The organism is Streptomyces sp. A1277, assembly GCF_004795015.1.
Taxonomy (GTDB): Bacteria; Actinomycetota; Actinomycetes; order Streptomycetales; family Streptomycetaceae; genus Streptomyces.
Window position 1 is genome coordinate 69,952 of record NZ_SSBI01000012.1, and the last position, 18,913, is coordinate 88,864.

At 72.1% G+C, this 18,913-nt stretch carries 19 protein-coding genes and 1 pseudogene; 14 read left to right on the forward strand and 6 right to left on the reverse strand.

Annotated elements, in window-relative coordinates; genetic code table 11:
- Positions 1–9 precede the first annotated feature (9 nt).
- Positions 10–867, reverse strand: a complete 858-nt coding sequence (locus E6R18_RS10675; RefSeq protein WP_136316625.1) for a hypothetical protein — start codon at positions 865–867, stop codon at positions 10–12.
- Positions 868–1,003: 136 nt separating this feature from the next.
- On the opposite strand from E6R18_RS10675, the gene E6R18_RS10680 reads away from it, so the two are divergent.
- The gene (locus E6R18_RS10680; RefSeq protein ID WP_136316626.1) at positions 1,004–1,987 is read left to right on the forward strand and encodes a GlxA family transcriptional regulator; all 984 of its coding nucleotides are present in this window, start codon (positions 1,004–1,006) and stop codon (positions 1,985–1,987) included.
- 63 nt (positions 1,988–2,050) lie between these two features.
- Positions 2,051–2,686 (forward strand): DJ-1/PfpI family protein, encoded by a 636-nt coding sequence (locus E6R18_RS10685; protein ID WP_136316627.1) that lies wholly within the window; start codon positions 2,051–2,053, stop codon positions 2,684–2,686.
- Here the strand turns inward: E6R18_RS10685 and E6R18_RS10690 are convergent.
- The gene (locus E6R18_RS10690) at positions 2,673–3,443 is read right to left on the reverse strand and encodes an enoyl-CoA hydratase/isomerase family protein (protein WP_136316628.1); all 771 of its coding nucleotides are present in this window, start codon (positions 3,441–3,443) and stop codon (positions 2,673–2,675) included. The genes E6R18_RS10685 and E6R18_RS10690 overlap by 14 nt on opposite strands.
- 264 nt (positions 3,444–3,707) lie before the next feature.
- Here E6R18_RS10690 and E6R18_RS10695 point away from each other — a divergent pair, with 264 nt between their 5' ends.
- Positions 3,708–4,163, forward strand: a complete 456-nt coding sequence (locus E6R18_RS10695; RefSeq protein WP_136316629.1) for an ATP-binding protein — start codon at positions 3,708–3,710, stop codon at positions 4,161–4,163.
- Positions 4,164–4,182: 19 nt separating this feature from the next.
- Here E6R18_RS10695 and idi read toward each other — a convergent pair whose 3' ends face one another.
- The 4 genes and pseudogenes from idi to E6R18_RS35235 all read right to left on the reverse strand — a co-directional run bounded on the left by idi (position 4,183) and on the right by E6R18_RS35235 (position 7,020).
- A complete protein-coding gene (idi, locus tag E6R18_RS10700) occupies positions 4,183–4,776 on the reverse strand; it encodes an isopentenyl-diphosphate Delta-isomerase (protein WP_136316630.1) in 594 nt (197 codons plus the stop codon).
- 125 nt (positions 4,777–4,901) lie between these two features.
- A pseudogene (locus E6R18_RS10705) lies at positions 4,902–5,393 on the reverse strand (N-acetyltransferase); the annotation flags it as partial.
- 115 nt (positions 5,394–5,508) lie between these two features.
- Positions 5,509–6,450 carry a cation diffusion facilitator family transporter gene (locus tag E6R18_RS10710; protein WP_136316632.1) on the reverse strand — a complete coding sequence of 314 codons (942 nt, stop codon included), beginning with the start codon at positions 6,448–6,450 and terminating at the stop codon, positions 5,509–5,511.
- Between the two features lie 435 nt (positions 6,451–6,885).
- Positions 6,886–7,020, reverse strand: a complete 135-nt coding sequence (locus E6R18_RS35235) for a hypothetical protein (RefSeq protein WP_276607259.1) — start codon at positions 7,018–7,020, stop codon at positions 6,886–6,888.
- Here E6R18_RS35235 and E6R18_RS10715 point away from each other — a divergent pair.
- The 11 genes from E6R18_RS10715 (at position 6,958) to E6R18_RS10765 (ending at position 18,844) form a co-directional block, all read left to right on the forward strand.
- Positions 6,958–8,670: a DUF5941 domain-containing protein gene (locus E6R18_RS10715; protein ID WP_240799683.1), complete on the forward strand. Its 1,713-nt coding sequence runs from the start codon at positions 6,958–6,960 to the stop codon at positions 8,668–8,670. The two genes, E6R18_RS35235 and E6R18_RS10715, sit on opposite strands and share 63 nt — an antisense overlap.
- Positions 8,667–9,404 carry a phosphocholine cytidylyltransferase family protein gene (locus E6R18_RS10720; RefSeq protein ID WP_136316634.1) on the forward strand — a complete coding sequence of 246 codons (738 nt, stop codon included), beginning with the start codon at positions 8,667–8,669 and terminating at the stop codon, positions 9,402–9,404. The genes E6R18_RS10715 and E6R18_RS10720 overlap by 4 nt, the downstream gene beginning before the upstream one ends.
- Complete coding sequence (locus tag E6R18_RS10725; protein ID WP_136316635.1) at positions 9,392–10,453, forward strand: iron-containing alcohol dehydrogenase family protein; 1,062 nt, start codon at positions 9,392–9,394, stop codon at positions 10,451–10,453. The genes E6R18_RS10720 and E6R18_RS10725 overlap by 13 nt, the downstream gene beginning before the upstream one ends.
- Positions 10,431–11,210 (forward strand): CDP-alcohol phosphatidyltransferase family protein, encoded by a 780-nt coding sequence (locus E6R18_RS10730; protein ID WP_136316636.1) that lies wholly within the window; start codon positions 10,431–10,433, stop codon positions 11,208–11,210. The genes E6R18_RS10725 and E6R18_RS10730 overlap by 23 nt, the downstream gene beginning before the upstream one ends.
- 8 nt (positions 11,211–11,218) lie before the next feature.
- Positions 11,219–12,091 carry a glycosyltransferase gene (locus tag E6R18_RS10735; RefSeq protein ID WP_206308260.1) on the forward strand — a complete coding sequence of 291 codons (873 nt, stop codon included), beginning with the start codon at positions 11,219–11,221 and terminating at the stop codon, positions 12,089–12,091.
- A 106-nt stretch (positions 12,092–12,197) separates the two neighbouring features.
- Positions 12,198–13,127 (forward strand): ABC transporter permease, encoded by a 930-nt coding sequence (locus tag E6R18_RS10740; protein ID WP_136316638.1) that lies wholly within the window; start codon positions 12,198–12,200, stop codon positions 13,125–13,127.
- A complete protein-coding gene (locus tag E6R18_RS10745) occupies positions 13,120–13,905 on the forward strand; it encodes an ABC transporter ATP-binding protein (protein ID WP_136316639.1) in 786 nt (261 codons plus the stop codon). Before E6R18_RS10740 ends, E6R18_RS10745 begins: the two co-directional genes overlap by 8 nt.
- A 442-nt stretch (positions 13,906–14,347) precedes the next feature.
- The gene (gene hpnC / locus E6R18_RS10750; protein ID WP_136316640.1) at positions 14,348–15,268 is read left to right on the forward strand and encodes a squalene synthase HpnC; all 921 of its coding nucleotides are present in this window, start codon (positions 14,348–14,350) and stop codon (positions 15,266–15,268) included.
- Positions 15,269–15,297: 29 nt separating this feature from the next.
- The gene (hpnD, locus tag E6R18_RS10755) at positions 15,298–16,218 is read left to right on the forward strand and encodes a presqualene diphosphate synthase HpnD (RefSeq protein ID WP_206308258.1); all 921 of its coding nucleotides are present in this window, start codon (positions 15,298–15,300) and stop codon (positions 16,216–16,218) included.
- Positions 16,219–16,352: 134 nt separating this feature from the next.
- On the forward strand, positions 16,353–17,741 hold the full coding sequence (gene hpnE / locus E6R18_RS10760) for a hydroxysqualene dehydroxylase HpnE (protein ID WP_136316642.1): 1,389 nt from the start codon (positions 16,353–16,355) through the stop codon (positions 17,739–17,741).
- Positions 17,738–18,844 carry a polyprenyl synthetase family protein gene (locus E6R18_RS10765; protein ID WP_168712319.1) on the forward strand — a complete coding sequence of 369 codons (1,107 nt, stop codon included), beginning with the start codon at positions 17,738–17,740 and terminating at the stop codon, positions 18,842–18,844. The genes hpnE and E6R18_RS10765 overlap by 4 nt, the downstream gene beginning before the upstream one ends.
- The last annotated feature ends 69 nt before the right edge of the window (positions 18,845–18,913 follow it).

Sequence of the window (18,913 nt, forward strand, 5' to 3'; positions counted from 1 at the left end):
GCCGCCGTGTCAGCCGGTCGCGTCGGCCGGGAAGGCGCCCGCCGCCCAGGCCGTGGCGAGGAATCCGCGCCCCAGTTCGGTCAGCCGGGCCACGCCCGGACCGCCCAGGCGCTCGTACGGGCCCAGGTCCATCCGGTCCGTGGCCTCCTCCAGCTCCTTGCGCAGCGCGGTGCCCGCCTCCGTCAACTCGCCCTCCGCCGTGAGCAGCCCGCGCTCCCGCAGCCGCGCCGACGCGTCCTCCCAGTCGGTGCGGCGCCAGCCCCGGGTGGCGAGGATCCAGCGGACCGCCATGCCCTTGCCGGTGGCGGTGTGGCTGACCAGCGCCTCGACCGGGTCGAGACCGACTGCGAGGAGCGCGGCGAGATGGGCGTCGCCCCGGTGCTCGCGCAGCAGCGTCGCCGCGTGCCAGTACGCCAGGTGCGGTTCCTCCGGCACCGGGAGACCGGCGTGCGCCGCGTACAGCGGCCGGGCGTGCCGCGTGCAGCCCTCGGTGGCGCGCAGGGCGAGCTGCGCGGCCTCGGCCATCTCGGGGGAGGCGATGACCTCCTCGCCGAGCAGCCGGCGCAGCGTCGCGTCGGCGGCGCGCAGCCGTGCGCCGAGGACCTTCGCGGGCGAGGCGATGTCCCAGATTGCGGGCACGTGCCGGCTCACCAGCGCGTGGTTGAAGTTGTAGAACGTCGCGGTGACCGTGTCCGCGCCGACCGCGCCCATGGCGGCCGCGCGGGTGGCGAAGTAGGCGGCGGCGGGGTCGTCGATCCCGATCCCGCCGAGCTCCTTGCCGAGGTCGGGGGAGAAGAAGAGCGAGGAGTGCAGCGGGTTGAGGGCGTTGTGGCAGCGCCGTCCGGCACGGGGCGGGAGAGTACTCATGCCCGGCACGTTACCGACTGGTCGGTACGGGCAGGAAGTCCCCGGGCCACGTGACCTGCGCCGCAGCCGATCATGGCAGGAAAAGTGGGAAGCCCGTCATTGCGGCCATGAACGGGGGCCGCCCAGGATGGCGGGCATGAAGCAGCGATCCGTGCTCGTCGTCCTCTTCGACGGCATCCAGAGCCTCGACGTGACCGGCCCCATGGAGGTCTTCGCCGGCGCCTCCCGGTTCCCGGAGGTCTCGTACGAACTGCGCACCGCCTCGCTGGACGGCGCCCCGGTCCGTTCGTCCTGCGGCCTCACCCTCGTCCCGGACGGCAGCCTCGCCGACGCCCCGACGCCCCACACCCTCCTGGTCCCCGGCGGCGGGGGCACCCGTACACCGGACCCCGCTCTCGTGGACTGGCTGCGCGACCACGGCCCGCTGCCGGAGCGACTGGTCTCCGTCTGCAGCGGGGCGCTGCTGCTCGCCGCCGCCGGACAGCTGGACGGGCACCGGGTGACGACGCACTGGAACGTGTCCGACAGCCTCGCCCGCGACTACCCGGCCGTCGACGTCGACCCCGAGCCGATCTTCGTACGCGACGGCAGGATCGCCACCTCCGCGGGCGTCACCTCGGGCATCGACCTCGCGCTCGCACTGGTCGAGGAGGACCACGGCCGGGATGTCGCCCTCACGGTCGCCCGGCACCTCGTGGTCTTTCTGCGCAGGCCCGGCAGCCAGTCACAGTTCAGCGCCCAGCTCAGCGCCCAGACGGCCCGCCGCGAACCGCTGCGCGAGGTCCAGCACTGGATCACCGAACACCCCGCGGCCGACCTCTCCGTCGATGCCCTGGCCGCCCGCGCCCGCCTCTCGCCGCGCCACTTCGCCCGCGCGTTCCGCACGGAGACCGGGACGACGCCCGGCCGGTACGTGGACCAAGTCCGCCTCGAACAGGCCCGCAGGCTCCTGGAGGACACCACCGACGGCGTCGCCGGCATCGCCCGGAGCTGCGGATACGGCACCCCGGAGGCGATGCGCCGGGCTTTCGTCAAGGCCCTCGGCACGGCCCCCGCCGAGTACCGCCGCCGCTTCGGCTCCCGGTCCGCGGACCGGGACACCGGCCCCAGCCACTCCTGAACCCCAGACCGAGAAACAGACCGAGAACCCCAGCCCGAGAAGCCCAGAGACAGGCAGGAACCCATGCAGATCGCCATCGTCCTCTTCGACCGCTTCACCGCACTGGACGCCGTCGGCACTTACGAGATCCTCTCCCGCACCCCCGGCGCCGAGACCGTCTTCGTCGCCGAGCGGGCGGGCGCCGTGCGCAACGACAGCGGCAGCCTCGACCTGGTCGCGCACCACACGCTGGAGGAGGTCCCCACCCCGGACCTCGTCATCGTCCCGGGCGGCCCGGGGCAGCACTACCAGATGGAGAACGAGAACCTGCTCGGCTGGCTGCGCCGGGCGGACGCCACCAGCACCTGGACCACCTCCGTATGCACCGGGTCCCTGCTGCTGGCCGCCGCCGGGCTCCTGAAGGGGCGGCGCGCCACCTCGCACTGGCTCGCCCTCGACACGCTGAAGGACTACGGCGTCGAGCCCACCGGCGAACGCGTGGTCTTCGACGGCAAGTACGTCACCGCCGCCGGCGTCTCGTCCGGCATCGACATGGGCCTCGCCCTCCTCGGCCGCCTGGCCGGCGACCGCACCGCCCAGGCCGTACAACTGCTCACCGAGTACGACCCGCAGCCGCCGTACGACGCGGGCGCGCCGGAGAAGGCCCCGGCCGCGCTGGTCGAGGAGTGGCGCGGCCGGAGCCGCTTCATCCTTCAGTAGGCGCCCCGGCCCGCCAGGTGAAGCGGGGCGTGCGGCGCTCCAGGAAGGCGGCGACACCCTCCGCGGTGTCGCCGCTGCCGCGCGCCTGCCCGGCCCAGTGCTCGTCCCGGTCCTCGCGCCCCGCCGCGAACTCCTTGGCCGCGGCCTGTGTCATCCGGGAACGGGAGACCAGCGTCCGTACGTAGGCGCCGACCCGCTCGTCCAGCTGATCGTCCGGCAGCACCTCGTCCACCAGGCCCGTCCGCAGCGCCCGCTCCGCGCCTATCAGCTCCCCGGAGAACAGCAGGTGCTTGGCGGTCGACGGGCCGGTGAGCGCGACCAGGCGCCGGGTGGACGAGGCGGGGTAGACGATCCCGAGCTTGGCCGGCGTGACACCGAACAGGGCCCCTTCCGCCGCGAAGCGCAGATCACAGGCGGCGGCGAGCTGGCTGCCACCGCCGACGCAAGTGCCGCGCACCGCCGCGAGCGTCGGCAGGGGGAAGGCCGCCAGCGCCTCCTCGGCCGCCACGGCCAGCCCCTGCGGGTCGCGCGAGGGCTCCCGGAGCGAGGAGATGTCGGCGCCCGCGCAGAAGGTGTCGCCCGCACCCGTCAGGACCAGGGCGGCCACCGAGGGGTCGGCGGCCAGCCGGTCCAGCAGCGGCGGCAGCTCCTGCCACATGTCGGCCGTCATCGCGTTGCGTTTGGCGGGGTTGCTGATGACGACGGTGGCGACGCCGTCCGCGAGGCCGTGCTCCAGCCGGGGTTCCGTACGGTCCATGGCCGGATGCTATCCGTGCTGTCGAACCTGTGATCAAGAAGGGGCCGCGAAGCAGGCACGCCCCCGAGGGGCCATCCGTGGACGGTTCCGAACGCGAAGGCAGGGAAAAACAGAAGCGGTTTGAAAGCTGATGCTTTCGCGCAAAATCAGTCAAGTTCAGTCGATAGGAATCGACTTGTGTTCAGTAGTGCGGACCGGACCAACTACGCCCCGCACTCTGTACTCCACGTGCAGTCACTTCGAGTGGGAAGCGGGTACCGGACTATGGAGAGCCGCGGGAGTGTCCCCGCCCGGCCCGTGCCGTACGAAGGAGTCTGGCGGTTCACCGCCCCGGCCACGGACGTCTCCGTACCCCGGGCCCGGCATGCCGTACGGGACCTGCTGAAGCGCCAGAACGTCCCCATCGACGACGACATCACCCAGGGCCTGCTGCTCATCGTCTCCGAACTGGTCACCAACGCCGTGAAGCACGCCGCACTGCTCTCGCCCGAGCTCGCCGTCGAGGTGGCCGTGGGCGCGGAGTGGGTCCGGGTCTCCGTCGAGGACAACCACCCCTACCGGCCCACGGCGCTGGAGACCGACTACGCGCAGACCGGCGGGCGCGGCCTGATGCTGGTCCGGGAGATCACCCGGGAAGCCGGCGGCACCTGCGACGTCGAGCACACCGCGGGCGGCGGAAAGGTCATCTGGGCGGCCCTGCCGCTCAGCGCCGCCCTCTGACCCTCCCGCCGGACAGGACCTACCAGCCGGCGGCCGGCCCGGTCAGCTCGCGGATCGCGGGCCGGGCGGCGTCCAGCACGGTCATGAACCAGGCGGAGAACGGCTCCCGGGCGTGCCGCTCGGACAGCTCGGCCGCCGTCACGAACGCCGTCTCGCCGACCTCCTCCGGGTCGGGCCGCAGCCGCTCCTGCGCCAGGCCCACGAAGAGGTGGTTGAACTCCTGCTCCACCAGGCCCGACGCCGGGTCCGGGTGGTTGTAGCGGACGGTGCCCGCCTCGGCCATCAGCGAGGGCGAGACGCCCAGCTCCTCGTACGTACGCCGGGCGGCGGCGGCGAAGGGCGCCTCGCCCGGGTAGGGGTGGCCGCAGCACGTGTTGGACCAGACACCGGGGGAGTGGTACTTGCCCAGGGCGCGCTGCTGGAGAAGCAGCCGGCCCTGCTCGTCGAAGAGGAACACGGAGAACGCGCGGTGCAGCTGCCCGGGCGCCTGGTGGGCGGCGAGCTTCTCCGCCGTGCCGATGGTGGTGCCGTTCTCGTCGACCAGTTCGAGCATGATCGCTTCCGCTGTGCCGTTCGACGAGGTGTTCGCCGCGGTGACTGGTGTGGTCGGCATACCCATCCTTCGCTGTGGTCCCGGCCCCGTGCGCCGGTCCCGTCGAGTCTGCTCAAGTCTGCCGTACAAAAGCGGCTTGTCCGTACTTCGGGTCCTGGCATGTCCGCCCCGCCCCCAGCGGCGCGTCAGACCCCGAAAGCTGCCGGATACTCAATCGTGCCCCGCGCGACGGGCGCGGAATCATCGAGCACGAGCGCCATCATCGCCTCGTCCGGAACCTCGAAGGGCGCCCGGATCCCGTACCGCGACGCCGGGACGAAACCGAACCGCGGGTAGTACTCGGGGTGGCCGAGCACCAGGACCAGCGGCTCCCCGCGCAGCCGGGCCGCGTCGAGCACGGCCCCTACCACCGCCAGGCCCGCGCCCCGGCGCTGGTGCTCCGGAGCCGTGGCGACCGGGGCCAGGGCCAGGGCCGGTGCGCCGCCGACCCGGCAGCGGGTCAGCAGGGCGAAGGCGGCCACGGTCCCGTCGGGGGCGTCGGCGACGTACGAGAGACCGGGCAGCCAGGCCGACGGGTCGGCGCGCAGGGCGTCCACCAGATCGGCCTCCGCCTCCGTCGGGAACGCGGCGGCGTTCACCGCGTGCACGGCCGCGGCGTCGGCGGCCGTCTCGGGACGGGCGGGCCAGGAGATGTCAGTCAACGTGAGAACCCTCGGGTGGGCGGGCACCGGCCGATACGCCGGTTCGTACACCGCTGCGAAACCCTACACCTCGGCTTCTTCCGGCCGGGGGTCAGTGGCAGAGCCTCGCCTCGTGCTCGGCGTGCCCGCTCGGCTCCAGTTGGAAGGTGCAGTGCTCGACGTCGAAGTGGTCGCCGAGGCAGCCCTGCAACTCGTGCAGCAGCTTCTCCTGGCCCATCGAGTCGAGCAGGTCCTGATGCACCACCACATGGGCGGAGAGCACCGGCATCCCCGAGGTGATCGTCCACGCGTGCAGATCGTGGACGCCGAGGACACCGGGCAGGGCCATGATGTGGTCGCGCACCTCGCCCATGTCGACACCCCGGGGGGCCGCCTCCAGGAGCACGTTCAGCGTCTCGCGCAGGAGCCGTACCGTACGCGGGACGATCATGAGGCCGATGACCAGCGAGGCGATGGGGTCGGCCGCCTGCCAGCCGGTCGCCATCACGACGCCCGCAGAGGCCAGCACCGTGACCGAGCCGAGCGTGTCCGCCAGCACCTCCAGATAGGCGCCGCGCACATTGAGGCTGTCCTTCTGCCCGCGCGTCAGCAGCGACAGCGACACCACGTTGGCGACCAGACCCACCAGGGCGAAGGCGATCGTCAGCCCGCCCCGGGTCTCGGCCGGGCTGACGAAGCGCTCCACCGCCTCGAAGAGCAGGTAACCGCCCACCCCGAGCAGCAGGCAGCAGTTGGCGAGCGCGGCCAGGATCTCCGCCCGGGCGTAACCGAAGGTGCGGTTCGGACCGGCCGGGCGGTTGGCGAAGTGGATCGCCAGCAGCGCCAGGCCGAGCCCCAGGGCGTCGGTCGCCATGTGCGCCGCGTCGGCGATCAGTGCGAGGGAGCCGGAGAGCACACCGCCGACGATCTCCATGACCGTCACGGCCAGGGTGATGCACAGCGCGACGCGCAGCCGCCCCCTGTGCGCGGCGGCCGCGGTGCCGGTGGGCGCGGGCCCGCCGTGTACATGTCCGTGGTCGTGCCCAGCCCCCATGGGGACGCCTCCCGGTCGTCTCGCCGGCCCGGCGCGGTCGCCCCGGGCCCTGCCCAGTCAACTACGGGCGGGGGGTATCGGGCAACACGGCACTGAACACCGTTGTCATTGGCTCTGACCTGCGGAAATGCCCGCAGGTCAGCCGGGTGGGGCAGCCCGCTCGACGGTCGCCCGCGCAGTAGGCGGGAGCCGGTGTTTTGTCAGGTGAGGCGGCCATCAACGATGATGATCGTCGGGCGGCGCGCATGATCCGGCTTCCGCCCGGAACGGAGCACAAACGGGCAGTGAACTCCCGCTTCCGTTCATCCGATAGCCTCTGCCGACATGCCGCCGGCCGCATCAGGCCGCACTGTCGCGTGCCGATCCGTGTCAGCACCCAAGGAGTGAGTTCGTCTGTCGACCGCCATTCTCACAGGTGCTCCGCTGCCCGGATCGTCACTGGAGGACGATCTGCGGTCGCTGGGCTTCGACGTCCGGGCAGCCGCCGATGTCACCGAAGCCGCCGGGCTGCTCTCCGCCGTCCCGGCCGGTGACCGGGTCGCCCTCGTCGACCCCCGTTTCGTCGGCCACCGCCACGCCCTGCGGCTCGCCCTGACCGACCCGCGCTTCCCGGCGGCGGCCGTGCCCGGCGCCCTGACCGCCCAGGCCGAGGCGCGCCCCGCCCTCGTCGGCGCCCTGCGCGCCACCACCGAGGCCGTCGGCGCCGGCGTGCCCGCGGGCGCCAGCACCGCCACGGTCACCGACCGCACCGTGCCCGGCCGGCTCGCGGCCGCCATGGAGGCCGGGGGCACCGAGGTGCAGCGCCCCGAACTCGGCTCGCTCGTCGCCACCGTGCCCACGGACGAGGCCGGCCGCGCCGCCGCGCGCTCCGGCGTCGAGGCCGTGGACGACGAGGCGATCCGGCTGCGCAGCGCCGTGAAGGCCCGCGACGGCTTCTTCACCACGCACTTCATCAGCCCCTACTCGCGCTACATCGCCCGCTGGTGCGCGCGCCGGGGCCTCACCCCGAACCAGGTCACCACCGCCTCGCTGCTCACCGCGCTGATAGCGGCCGGCTGCGCGGCCACCGGCACCCGCGGCGGCTACATCGCGGCGGGCGTCCTGCTCCTGTTCTCGTTCGTGCTGGACTGCACCGACGGGCAGCTCGCCCGCTACTCGCTCCAGTACTCCACGATGGGCGCCTGGCTGGACGCCACCTTCGACCGCGCCAAGGAGTACGCCTACTACGCGGGCCTCGCCCTCGGTGCGGCGCGCGGCGGCGACGACGTCTGGGCGCTGGCGCTCGGCGCGATGGTCCTCCAGTCCTGCCGCCACGTCATCGACTTCTCGTTCAACGAGGCCAACCACGACGCGGTGGCGAACTCCAGCCCCACGGCCGCCCTCTCCGACAAGCTCGACAGCGTCGGCTGGACGGTCTGGGTGCGCCGGATGATCGTGCTCCCCATCGGCGAGCGCTGGGCCATGATCGCCGTGCTCACCGCGGTCACCACGCCGCGCATCGTCTTCTACGCCCTGCTGATCGGATGCGCCTTCGCGGCCTGCTACACCACCGCAGGACGCCTCCTGCGCTCCCTGACCCGCAAGGCCCGCCGCACCGACCGTGCCGCCCAGGCCCTCGCGGACCTCGCCGACTCCGGCCCGATCGCCGAGCTCGTCGCCGCCCGCGGCCCGCGCATCCCCGGCGCCTGGAGCGCCCCCGTGGCGGCCGTCGTCGGAGCCGGCGCGCTGATCGCCGCCGCGCTCCAGCAGCCCTTCGGCAGCCGGCAGACGATCATCGCCGCCGTCTTCTACGCGCTCTGCTCCGGGATAGCCGTGGCCCGGCCCCTCAAGGGCGCGCTCGACTGGCTCGTGCCCCCCGTCTTCCGCGCCGCCGAGTACTGCACGATCCTCATCCTGGCCGCCCGCAGCGACGTCGACGGGGCGCTCCCCGCGGCCTTCGGGCTCGTCTCGGCCGTCGCCTACCATCACTACGACACGGTGTACCGCATCCGAGGCGGAACCGGCGCCCCGCCCCGGTGGCTGGTGCGCACGATCGGCGGACACGAGGGCCGGACCCTGGTCGTGGCCGTGCTCGCCGCCGCTCTCACCACAGCCTCCGGCTTCACCACGGCGCTCACCGCGCTCGCCGTGGCCGTTGCACTGGTCGTGCTGGTGGAGTCCATCCGCTTCTGGGTGTCCTCCGGGGCGCCCGCCGTCCACGACGAAGGAGAACCCGCATGATCGGCCTCGTACTGGCAGCCGGCGCAGGACGGCGCCTGCGCCCCTACACCGACACGCTGCCCAAGGCGCTCGTGCCGGTGGACGGCGACCGCACGATCCTCGATCTCACGCTGGCCAACTTCGCCGAGATCGGGCTCAGCGAGGTGGCGATCGTCGTCGGCTACCGCAAGGAGGCCGTCTACGAGCGCAAGGAGAAGCTGGAGGCGCAGTACGGCCTGAAGCTCACCCTCATCGACAACGACAAGGCCGAGGAGTGGAACAACGCCTACTCCCTGTGGTGCGCGCGTGAGGTGCTGAAGCGCGGGGTGCTCCTCGCCAACGGCGACACCGTGCACCCGGTCTCCGTCGAGCGGACCCTGCTGGACGCGCGCGGCAGGGGCCAGAAGATCATCCTCGCCCTCGACACGGTGAAGGACCTCGCCGACGAGGAGATGAAGGTCGTCGTGGAGGACGGCAGGGGCGTCCGACGGATCACCAAGCTGATGGACCCGGCCGAGGCCACCGGCGAGTACATCGGCCTCACCCTCATCGAGGCCGAGGCCGCCGAGGAACTGGCCGACGCCCTGAAGACCACCTTCGAGCGCGACCCAGACCTCTACTACGAGGACGGCTACCAGGAGCTCGTCAACCGCGGCTTCACCGTCGACGTCGCCCCCATCGGTGACGTGAGCTGGGTCGAGATCGACAACCACGACGACCTCGCGAAGGGCCGGGAGATCGCGTGCCGGTACTGACCCGACTCATCCCCTCCCCGGTCTTCGTCGACATCAGCCGGGGCGCCATGCACGACCTGGCCGGCCTCCTCGCCGACCAGCGGATCTCCGCATCCGGCAAGCTCGCCATCGCGATCAGCGGCGGCTCGGGCCAGGCCCTGCGCGAGAAGCTGGCGCCGGCCCTGCCGGGCGCCGACTGGTACTGCGTCGCGGGCGGCAGTATCGACGCCGCGGTGCAGCTGGCCGACGACATCAAGGGCAAGCGCTACGACGCCGTGGTCGGCCTCGGCGGCGGCAAGATCATCGACGTGGCGAAGTACGCCGCGGCCCGGGTCGGCCTGCCGCTGGTCTCGGTCGCCACCAACCTCGCCCACGACGGCCTCTGCTCGCCCGTCGCCACCCTGGACAACGACAACGGCCGCGGCTCCTACGGCGTACCCATGCCCATCGCCATGGTGATCGACCTGTCGGTGATCCGCGAGGCCCCGGACCGCTTCGTGCGCTCCGGCATCGGCGACGCCATCTCCAACATCTCCGCCATCGCCGACTGGGAGCTCTCGCACCAGGTCAACGGCGAGCAGATCGACGGCCTCGCCGCCGCCATGGCCCGTACCGCCGGCGAGGCGGTCCTGCGCCACCCCGGCACCGTCGCGGACGACGAGTTCCTCACCGTCCTCGCCGAGTCGCTGGTGCTCTCCGGCATCGCCATCTCGATCAGCGGCGACACCCGGCCCTCGTCCGGCGCCTGCCACGAGATCAGCCACGCCTTCGACCTGCTCTTCCCCAAGAGGGCCGCCAGCCACGGCGAGCAGGTCGGCCTCGGCGCCGCCTTCGCCATGCACCTGCGCGGGGCCCACCAGGAGTCCGGCCTCTTCGCCGAGGTGCTGCGCAGGCACGGCCTGCCGGTGCGCCCCGAGGAGATCGGTTTCACCGTCGAGGAGTTCGTCCAGGCCGTCGAGTACGCCCCCCAGACCCGTCCGGGACGCTTCACGGTCCTGGAACACCTCAGCCTGTCCACCGACCAGATCAGGGACGCGTACGCCGACTATGCCAAGACCATCAGTAGCTGAACTCCGCCCGGTCGTTCACCCCCCGGGCGTCAAGGACCGGCGCAGCGGTGAACACTGGGCGGGCCGGATATACATGCGCGAGGTCTCGCTGCGCGTGGACCGGTACCTGGTGAACACCAAGGTGACGCCCAACCAGCTCACCTACCTGATGACCGTCGCCGGTGTGCTCGCCGCCCCGGCGCTGCTCGTGCCCGGCATCACCGGCGCGGTGCTCGGCGTCGTCATGGTCCAGCTCTACCTGCTGCTCGACTGCGTCGACGGCGAGATCGCGCGCTGGAAGAAGCAGTTCTCGCTCGGCGGGGTCTACCTGGACCGGGTCGGCGCCTACCTGTGCGACGCGGCCGTGCTCGTCGGCTTCGGCCTGCGCGCCGCCGACCTGTGGGGCACCGGGCGGATCGACTGGCTCTGGGCGTTCCTCGGCACGCTCGCCGCGCTCGGCGCGATCCTGATCAAGGCCGAGACCGACCTGGTCGGCGTCGCCCGCCACCAGGGCGGGCTGCCCCCCGTCAAGGAGTCCGCCTCCGAGCCGCGCTCCTCCGGCATGGCGCTCGCCCGCCGGGCCGCCGGTGCGCTCAAGTTCCACCGGCTGATCCTGTGCGTCGAGGCGTCGCTGGTCATCCTGGTCGCGGCGGTCCTGGACGAGGTCAGGGACGACTTCTTCTTCAGCCGTCTCGCGGTCGCGGTCCTGGCCGGCATCGCCCTGCTGCAGACCCTGCTGCACCTCGTATCGGTCATGGCATCGAGCAGGCTGAAGTGAGCACACCCATGAAACTCGGCGCGGTCATCATCACGATGGGCAACCGCCCGGCCGAACTGCGCGCCCTGCTCGACTCGGTCGCCGCCCAGGACGGCGACCGGATCGAGGTGGTCGTCGTCGGCAACGGCTCGCCCGTCCCCGACGTCCCCGCGGGCGTGCGGACCGTCGAGCTGCCCGAGAACCTCGGCATCCCCGGCGGCCGGAACGTCGGCATCGAGGCTTTCGGGCCGTCCGGGGCCGATGTGGACGCCCTCCTCTTCCTCGACGACGACGGGCTGCTGCCCCTCACCGACACCGCCGAGCTGTGCCGGCGGGCATTCGCGGACGACCCCCGGCTCGGCATCATCAGCTTCCGGATCGCCGACCCGGAGACCGGTGTCACCCAGCGCAGGCACGTGCCGCGGCTGCGCGCCGCCGACCCGATGCGCTCGTCGCGGGTGACGACGTTCCTGGGCGGCGCCAACGCGGTGCGCACCCGGGTCCTCGCCGAGGTCGGCCCGCTGCCGGGCGACTTCTTCTACGCGCACGAGGAGACCGACCTCGCGTGGCGGGCGCTGGACGCCGGCTGGCTGATCGACTACCGCGCGGACATGGTCCTGCACCACCCCGCCACGGCCCCGTCCCGGCATGCCGTCTACCACCGCATGGTGGCCCGCAACCGGGTCTGGCTGGCCCGCCGCAACCTCCCCGCGCCCCTGGTCCCGGTGTACCTGGGCGTGTGGATGCTGCTGACCCTGCTGCGCAGGCCGTCCGGCACCGCGCTGAAGGCATGGTTCGGCGGCTTCCGGGAGGGCTGGACGACGCCGTGCGGACCCCGCCGTCCGATGAAGTGGCGTACGGTGTGGCGACTGACCAGGCTAGGCCGCCCTCCGGTGATCTGAGAGGCTCGCCTCTGGGAGCATGAGGCGTATTTTTCTTGTCGGGACCTGTCCGCCCTGAGCCGCGCCCGCGACTGGCTGCGCATTTTGAATACGAGAGTTTCTTCTGGTGAGTGACACAACCCATGGTGGTGCGGTTGCGCTGGGCAGCCCGCCATCGGCCGACGACGGCTTGAGCGCGGCCGAGCTGGCCGCGAAGTACGGTCTGGCGGTCAGCGGCGCCCGGCCCGGACTCCGCGAGTACGTGAGCCAGCTCCGCGGGCGGCGCCATTTCATCCTGGCGTTCTCCCGGGCGAAGCTGACCGCCCAGTACAGCCAGGCGAAGCTGGGGCAGCTGTGGCAGGTGGCGACCCCGCTCCTGAACGCCGGGGTCTACTTCATCATCTTCGGGCTGATCCTCGGCACGAAGAAGGGTTTTACGCAGGACGTCTTCATCCCCTTCCTGGTGACCGGGGTGTTCGTCTTCACCTTCACCCAGAGCTCCGTGATGGCCGGCGTCCGCGCCATCTCGGGGAACCTCGGCCTGGTCCGGGCGCTGCACTTCCCGCGGGCCTCGCTGCCGATCTCCTTCTCGCTCCAGCAGCTCCAGCAGCTGCTGTACTCGCTGATCGTGCTGATCGCGGTCACGGTCGGATTCGGCAGCTACCCGCGCCTGTCGTGGCTGCTGGTGATCCCGGCCCTGGCGTTGCAGTTCTTCTTCAACACCGGACTGGCGCTCGTCATGGCGAGGATGGGGGCCAAGACCCCCGACCTGGCCCAGCTGATGCCGTTCGTCATGCGTACCTGGATGTACGCGTCCGGGGTCATGTTCTCCATCCCGGTGATGCTCGCGGACAAGCCGGCCTGGATCACCGACGTGCTCCAGTACAACCCGGCGGCGATCTACATGGACCTGGTCCGGTTCGCCCTGATCGACGGTTACGGCTCCGAGAACCTGCCCGACCACGTCTGGGCGGTCGCCCTGGCCTGGTCGATCGTGGTGGGCCTGGTGGGCTTCGTGTACTTCTGGAAGGCAGAGGAACGGTACGGCCGTGGCTGACGACAACACCGCGGGGCGCGTCCCCACCGTGATCGCCGACGACGTGCACATCGTGTACCGGGTCAACGGCGGCGGCGGTGGCAAGGGCGGAGCCACCGCGGCCCTGAGCCGGATCCTGCGCCGCGACAAGGGCGCGGAGCGCGGAGTGCGCAAGGTCCACGCCGTGCGCGGCGTCACCTTCACCGCCTACCGGGGCGAGGCGATCGGTCTCATCGGGACGAACGGCTCCGGCAAGTCGACCCTGCTGCGCGCCATCGCCGGCCTCCTGCCGACCGAGAGCGGCAACGTCTACACGGACGGACAGCCCTCGCTGCTCGGCGTCAACGCGGCGCTGATGAGCGACCTGACCGGTGAGCGCAACGTGGTCCTGGGCGGGCTCGCGATGGGCATGAGCCGCGAGGAGATCCGCGAGCGCTACCAGGACATCGTCGACTTCTCCGGCATCAACGAGAAGGGCGACTTCATCACCCTGCCGATGCGCACCTACTCCTCCGGCATGGCCGCCCGGCTCCGGTTCTCCATCGCGGCCGCCAAGAACCACGACGTCCTCATGATCGACGAGGCGCTGGCGACCGGCGACCGCAAGTTCCAGATCCGCTCCGAGGCCCGGATCAGGGAGCTGCGCAAGGAGGCCGGGACCGTCTTCCTGGTGAGCCACAGCAACAAGTCGATCAGGGACACCTGCGACCGGGTGCTGTGGCTGGAGAAGGGCGAACTCCTCATGGACGGCCCGACCGAAGAGGTCCTCAAGGCATACGAGCGGGAGACCGGCAAGTAGGACGCGCCTCGCGCCACGCACCGGGCGGCCTCCGCCGGACCCTTCCGGCGGGGGCCGTGCCATGTCCGGATCGTGGACCGGAGCCCGGACGTCCACGCCTCGTCGTACGGCTTCGGGCGCGATCTCCTACCGCCGGATGACGTGAATGCGCCCCAGCGGTAGCAAAGTTGACGCGGGCTACCGGTTCCGCACCGTGCGGCCCGTACCCCGGCGTTTGGATGAGCGTTGTACAACGTAAGCTGTACCGGTGCTGATTCGCCGCAAGTGGGGCGATACCGCCTGGGCGGACGGCCCGTAGCCGTCCTCCGCACTCGGGACGGCGGGCGGCGTGTCCGGAATGGGATGTTTTGGGTCAGCAGTGTAGAACGGGAGATGTGACGGCTATGACGGAAGATCTCCAGCTCCGAGGTGCTCACGCCGTCCCCGCGCAGGGCGGTCCGCAGTGACCCGTACCCGGCAGGCGCGGCTCGATACCGCCGCATCCGGAACGCTCGACAAGGCCGCCGACGAGAACTTTCCGGTCGCACCCTTCTTCCTGCCGCGCGCCTGGCGCGACGACCTGATGGCCGTCTACGGCTTCGCCCGGCTCGTCGACGACATCGGCGACGGCGACCTCGCCCCCGGCGGCGCCGACGCCACGTACCTCGGCCTCGACCCCGACGCGGCCGACGACCGGCTCGCGATGCTCGACGCCCTGGAGAGCGACCTGCGCCGCGTCTTCGCCGCCACCGGCGAGACCCCGCACCACCCGCTGATGCGCGCACTGCGCCCCACCGTCCGCAACCGCGCCCTCACCCCCGAGCCCTTCCTCGGCCTCATCGAGGCCAACCGCCAGGACCAGAAGGTCCGCCGCTACGGGACGTACGAGGAACTGCTCGCCTACTGCGAGCTCTCCGCCAACCCCGTCGGCCGCCTGGTCCTCCAGCTCACCGGGACCGCGAGCCCCGAACGGCTGCGCCGCTCCGACGCCGTGTGCACCGCACTGCAGATCGTCGAGCACCTCCAGGACGTCGCCGAGGACCTCGGCCGCGACCGCGTCTACCTGCCGGCCGAGGACATGGCCCGGTTCCACGTCGGCGAGGCCGACCTGGCGGCGCCCACCGCGAACGCCTCGGTGCGCACGCTGATCGCGTACGAAGCGGAACGCGCCCGGGACCTGCTGAATGAAGGCACCCCCCTCGTGGGTAGCGTCCACGGCAGACTCAGGCTGCTTCTCGCCGGATTCGTGGGAGGAGGACGCGCAGCCCTCACCGCCATCGCGGCCGCCGGCTTCGACGTACTGCCCGGACCACCCGGACCCACAAAGCCCAGCCTGCTGCGCGAGGTGGGAGTTGTCTTGCGAAGAGCGCGTAGAGAGGGGTGAGCCGGACCGTGGAGGGACAGACGACGTACATGTCGGCACCGGTACAGGCCGCATACAGTTACTGCGAGGCGGTCACCGGACAGCAGGCGCGTAACTTCGCGTACGGCATCAGGCTGCTGCCGGCCGAGAAGCGGCAGGCCATGTCGGCCCTGTACGCCTTCTCCCGTCGTGTGGACGACATCGGTGACGGCGAGCTGGAGCCGGAGACCAAGCGCGTCCGCCTGGAGAGCACCCGCACCCTGCTGGACCGCGTCCGCGCCGGCGCGGTGGACGAGGACGACACCGACCCGGTGGCCGTCGCGCTCGCCGACGCCGCCCGCAGGTTCCCGCTGCCGCTCGAAGGGCTCGACGAGCTCATCGACGGCGTGCTGATGGACGTGCGCGGCGCGACCTACGAGACCTGGGACGACCTCAAGGTCTACTGCCGGTGCGTCGCGGGCGCCATCGGCCGCCTCAGCCTCGGCGTCTTCGGCACGGAACCCGGCGCACCCGGCGCCGAGCGCGCCCCGGAGTACGCCGACACGCTCGGCCTCGCGCTCCAGCTGACGAACATCCTGCGCGACGTCCGCGAGGACGCGGGCAACGGCCGCACCTACCTGCCCGCCGACGACCTCGCCAAGTTCGGCTGCTCCGCGGGCTTCCACCGGGCCACCCCGCCGCCCGGCTCCGACTTCGCGGGCCTCATCCACTTCGAGGTCCGGCGCGCCCGCGCCCTGTTCGCCGAGGGGTACCGGCTCCTGCCGATGCTCGACCGGCGCAGCGGAGCCTGCGTGGCGGCGATGGCCGGCATCTACCGCAGGCTCCTGGACCGCATCGAGCGCGACCCCGAGGCGGTGCTGCGCGGCCGGGTCTCGCTGCCGGGCCACGAGAAGGCGTATGTGGCGGTGCGCGGCCTGTCCGGTCTCGACGCCCGCCACATCTCCCGGCGCACGGCCCGAGGGCGTGTCTGAATGCGCCTCACGTACATCTCACGCACCATGTGCATCAAGGATGAACGGATCGGACGGCGGGCAACCCCCGGCCCGGCGACCGCGTCCCTGACTGGACAGAGCCGATGGGAAAAGACCTGGCGAGAGGGGGACGCATGAGTGACGACGCGCCGCGCTCGTCCCGGGCGGTCGTGGTCGGCGGCGGGATCGCCGGCGTCACGGCGGCGCTGCGTCTCGCCGACGCCGGGCTTGACGTGACCCTGCTCGAAGGACGCCCCCGGCTCGGCGGGCTCGCCTTCTCCTTCCGGCGCGGCGGGCTGACCGTCGACAACGGCCAGCACGTCTACCTGCGCTGCTGCACCGCCTACCGCTGGTTCCTCGACCGGGTCGACAGCGCCCGGCTCGCACCCCTGCAAAACCGTTTGGACGTGCCCGTTCTCGACGTCGGGCGGCCCGCGGGGCCCCGGCTGGGACGGCTGCGCCGCAACGCGCTGCCGGTCCCGCTGCACCTGGCCGCCGGGCTCGCCGGGTATCCGCACCTGTCGCTCGCCGAACGGGCCGGTGTCGCGCGGGCCGCGCTGGCGCTCGGCCGGCTCGACCCGGACGACCCCGCGCTCGACGAGGACGACTTCGGCAGCTGGCTCGCCCACCACGGCCAGTCGCCCCGCACCATCGAGGCGCTGTGGGACCTGGTCGGCGTCGCCACCCTCAACGCCACCGCGCCGAACTCCTCGCTCGCGCTGGCGGCGAAGGTCTTCAAGACCGGGCTGCTCTCCGAACCGGGCGCCGCCGACATCGGCTGGGCCGCCGTACCGCTCGGCGAGATCCACGACACCATGAGCCGCAAGGCCCTGGACTCCGCGGGCGTACGCACCGAACTGCGCACCAAGGCCGGCGCCCTCACCCGTACCGACGAGGGACACTGGCTGGTCGACACCGGCGCCGAACACATCGAGGCGGAGACCGTCGTCCTGGCCGTGCCGCAGCGCGAGACCCACGACCTGCTCCCCGAGGGCGCGCTCGACGCACCGGACCGGCTGCTGGACATCGGCACCTCGCCGATCCTCAACGTGCACGTCGTCTACGACCGCAAGGTGCTGAAGCGGCCGTTCTTCGCCGCGCTCGGCTCGCCGGTCCAGTGGGTCTTCGACCGCACCGCGACCTCCGGCCTCACCGGCCCCGGCCAGTACCTCGCGGTCTCCCAGTCCGCGGCCGGCGACGAGATCGACCTGCCCGTCGCCGAACTGCGCGCCCGCTACCTGCCGGAGCTGGAGCGGCTGCTGCCGGCCGCCCGCGGCGCGGGAATCCGGGACTTCTTCGTCACCCGCGAGCGCACCGCGACCTTCGCGCCCGCGCCCGGCGTCGGCCGGCTGCGGCCCGGGACGCACACCCGCGCGCCCGGCCTGTTCCTGGCAGGTGCCTGGACCGCCACCGGCTGGCCCGCCACGATGGAGGGCGCGGTGCGCAGCGGCGCGGGCGCCGCGGACGCCGCGCTCCAGGCGCTCGGCCGCCCCCAAGAACATCCGCTGCAGGAGGCGGCATGAGCAGTACCACCGGAACAAGAGGAGAGTCAGTGACCCCGGCGAATCCGGCTTCCGACACCGTGGCGGACAACACCACGGACGTCACCGCGCTTCTGGAGCGCGGACGGGCCCTTTCCGCGCCGGTGCTCCGGGCCGCCGTCGACCGGCTCGCACCGCCCATGGACACCGTGGCCGCCTATCACTTCGGCTGGATCGATGCCCAGGGCAGGCCCTCCGACGGCGACGGCGGCAAGGCCGTCCGCCCGGCGCTGGCCCTGCTGTCCGCGGAGGCGGCCGGCGCCGCGGCCGAGGCCGGCGTCCCCGGCGCCGTGGCCGTCGAACTCGTGCACAACTTCTCGCTGCTGCACGACGACCTGATGGACGGCGACGAGCAGCGGCGCCACCGCGACACCGTATGGAAGGTGCACGGCCCCGCCCAGGCGATCCTGGTCGGCGACGCCCTGTTCGCCCTGGCCAACGAGGTGCTGCTGGAGCTCGGCACGGCCGAGGCGGGCCGCGCGGCCCGGCGGCTGACATCGGCCACCCGCAAGCTCATCGACGGGCAGGCCCAGGACATCTCCTACGAGCACCGCGAGCGCGTCACCGTCGAGGAATGCCTGGAGATGGAGGGCAACAAGACCGGCGCCCTCCTCGCCTGTGCCTGCTCCATCGGCGCGGTGCTCGGCGGCGCCGACGACCGCACCGCCGACGTCCTGGAGGCGTACGGCCACCACCTCGGGCTCGCCTTCCAGGCGGTCGACGACCTCCTCGGCATCTGGGGCGACCCCGAGTCCACGGGCAAGCAGACGTGGAGCGATCTGCGCCAGCGCAAGAAGTCCCTGCCGGTCGTCGCCGCGCTCGCCGCGGGCGGCCCGGCCTCCGAGCGCCTGGGCGAACTGCTCGCCGCGGACGCCAAGAGCACCGACTTCGACAGCTTCTCCGAAGAGGAGTTCGCCGCCCGTGCGGCGCTCATCGAGGAGGCGGGCGGCCGCGAGTGGACCGCCCAGGAGGCGCGTCGTCAGCATGCGGTCGCCATCGAGGTGCTGCACGGTGTCGACATGCCGGAAACCGTGCGGGCGCAGCTCACCGCGCTCGCGGACTTCGTTGTTGTACGAAAGAGATGATCACCATCTGGTCCATATGACTCGCAGTCGCCGGCCGGCGTCCCGCACGGGGCGCCGGCCGACGGAGAC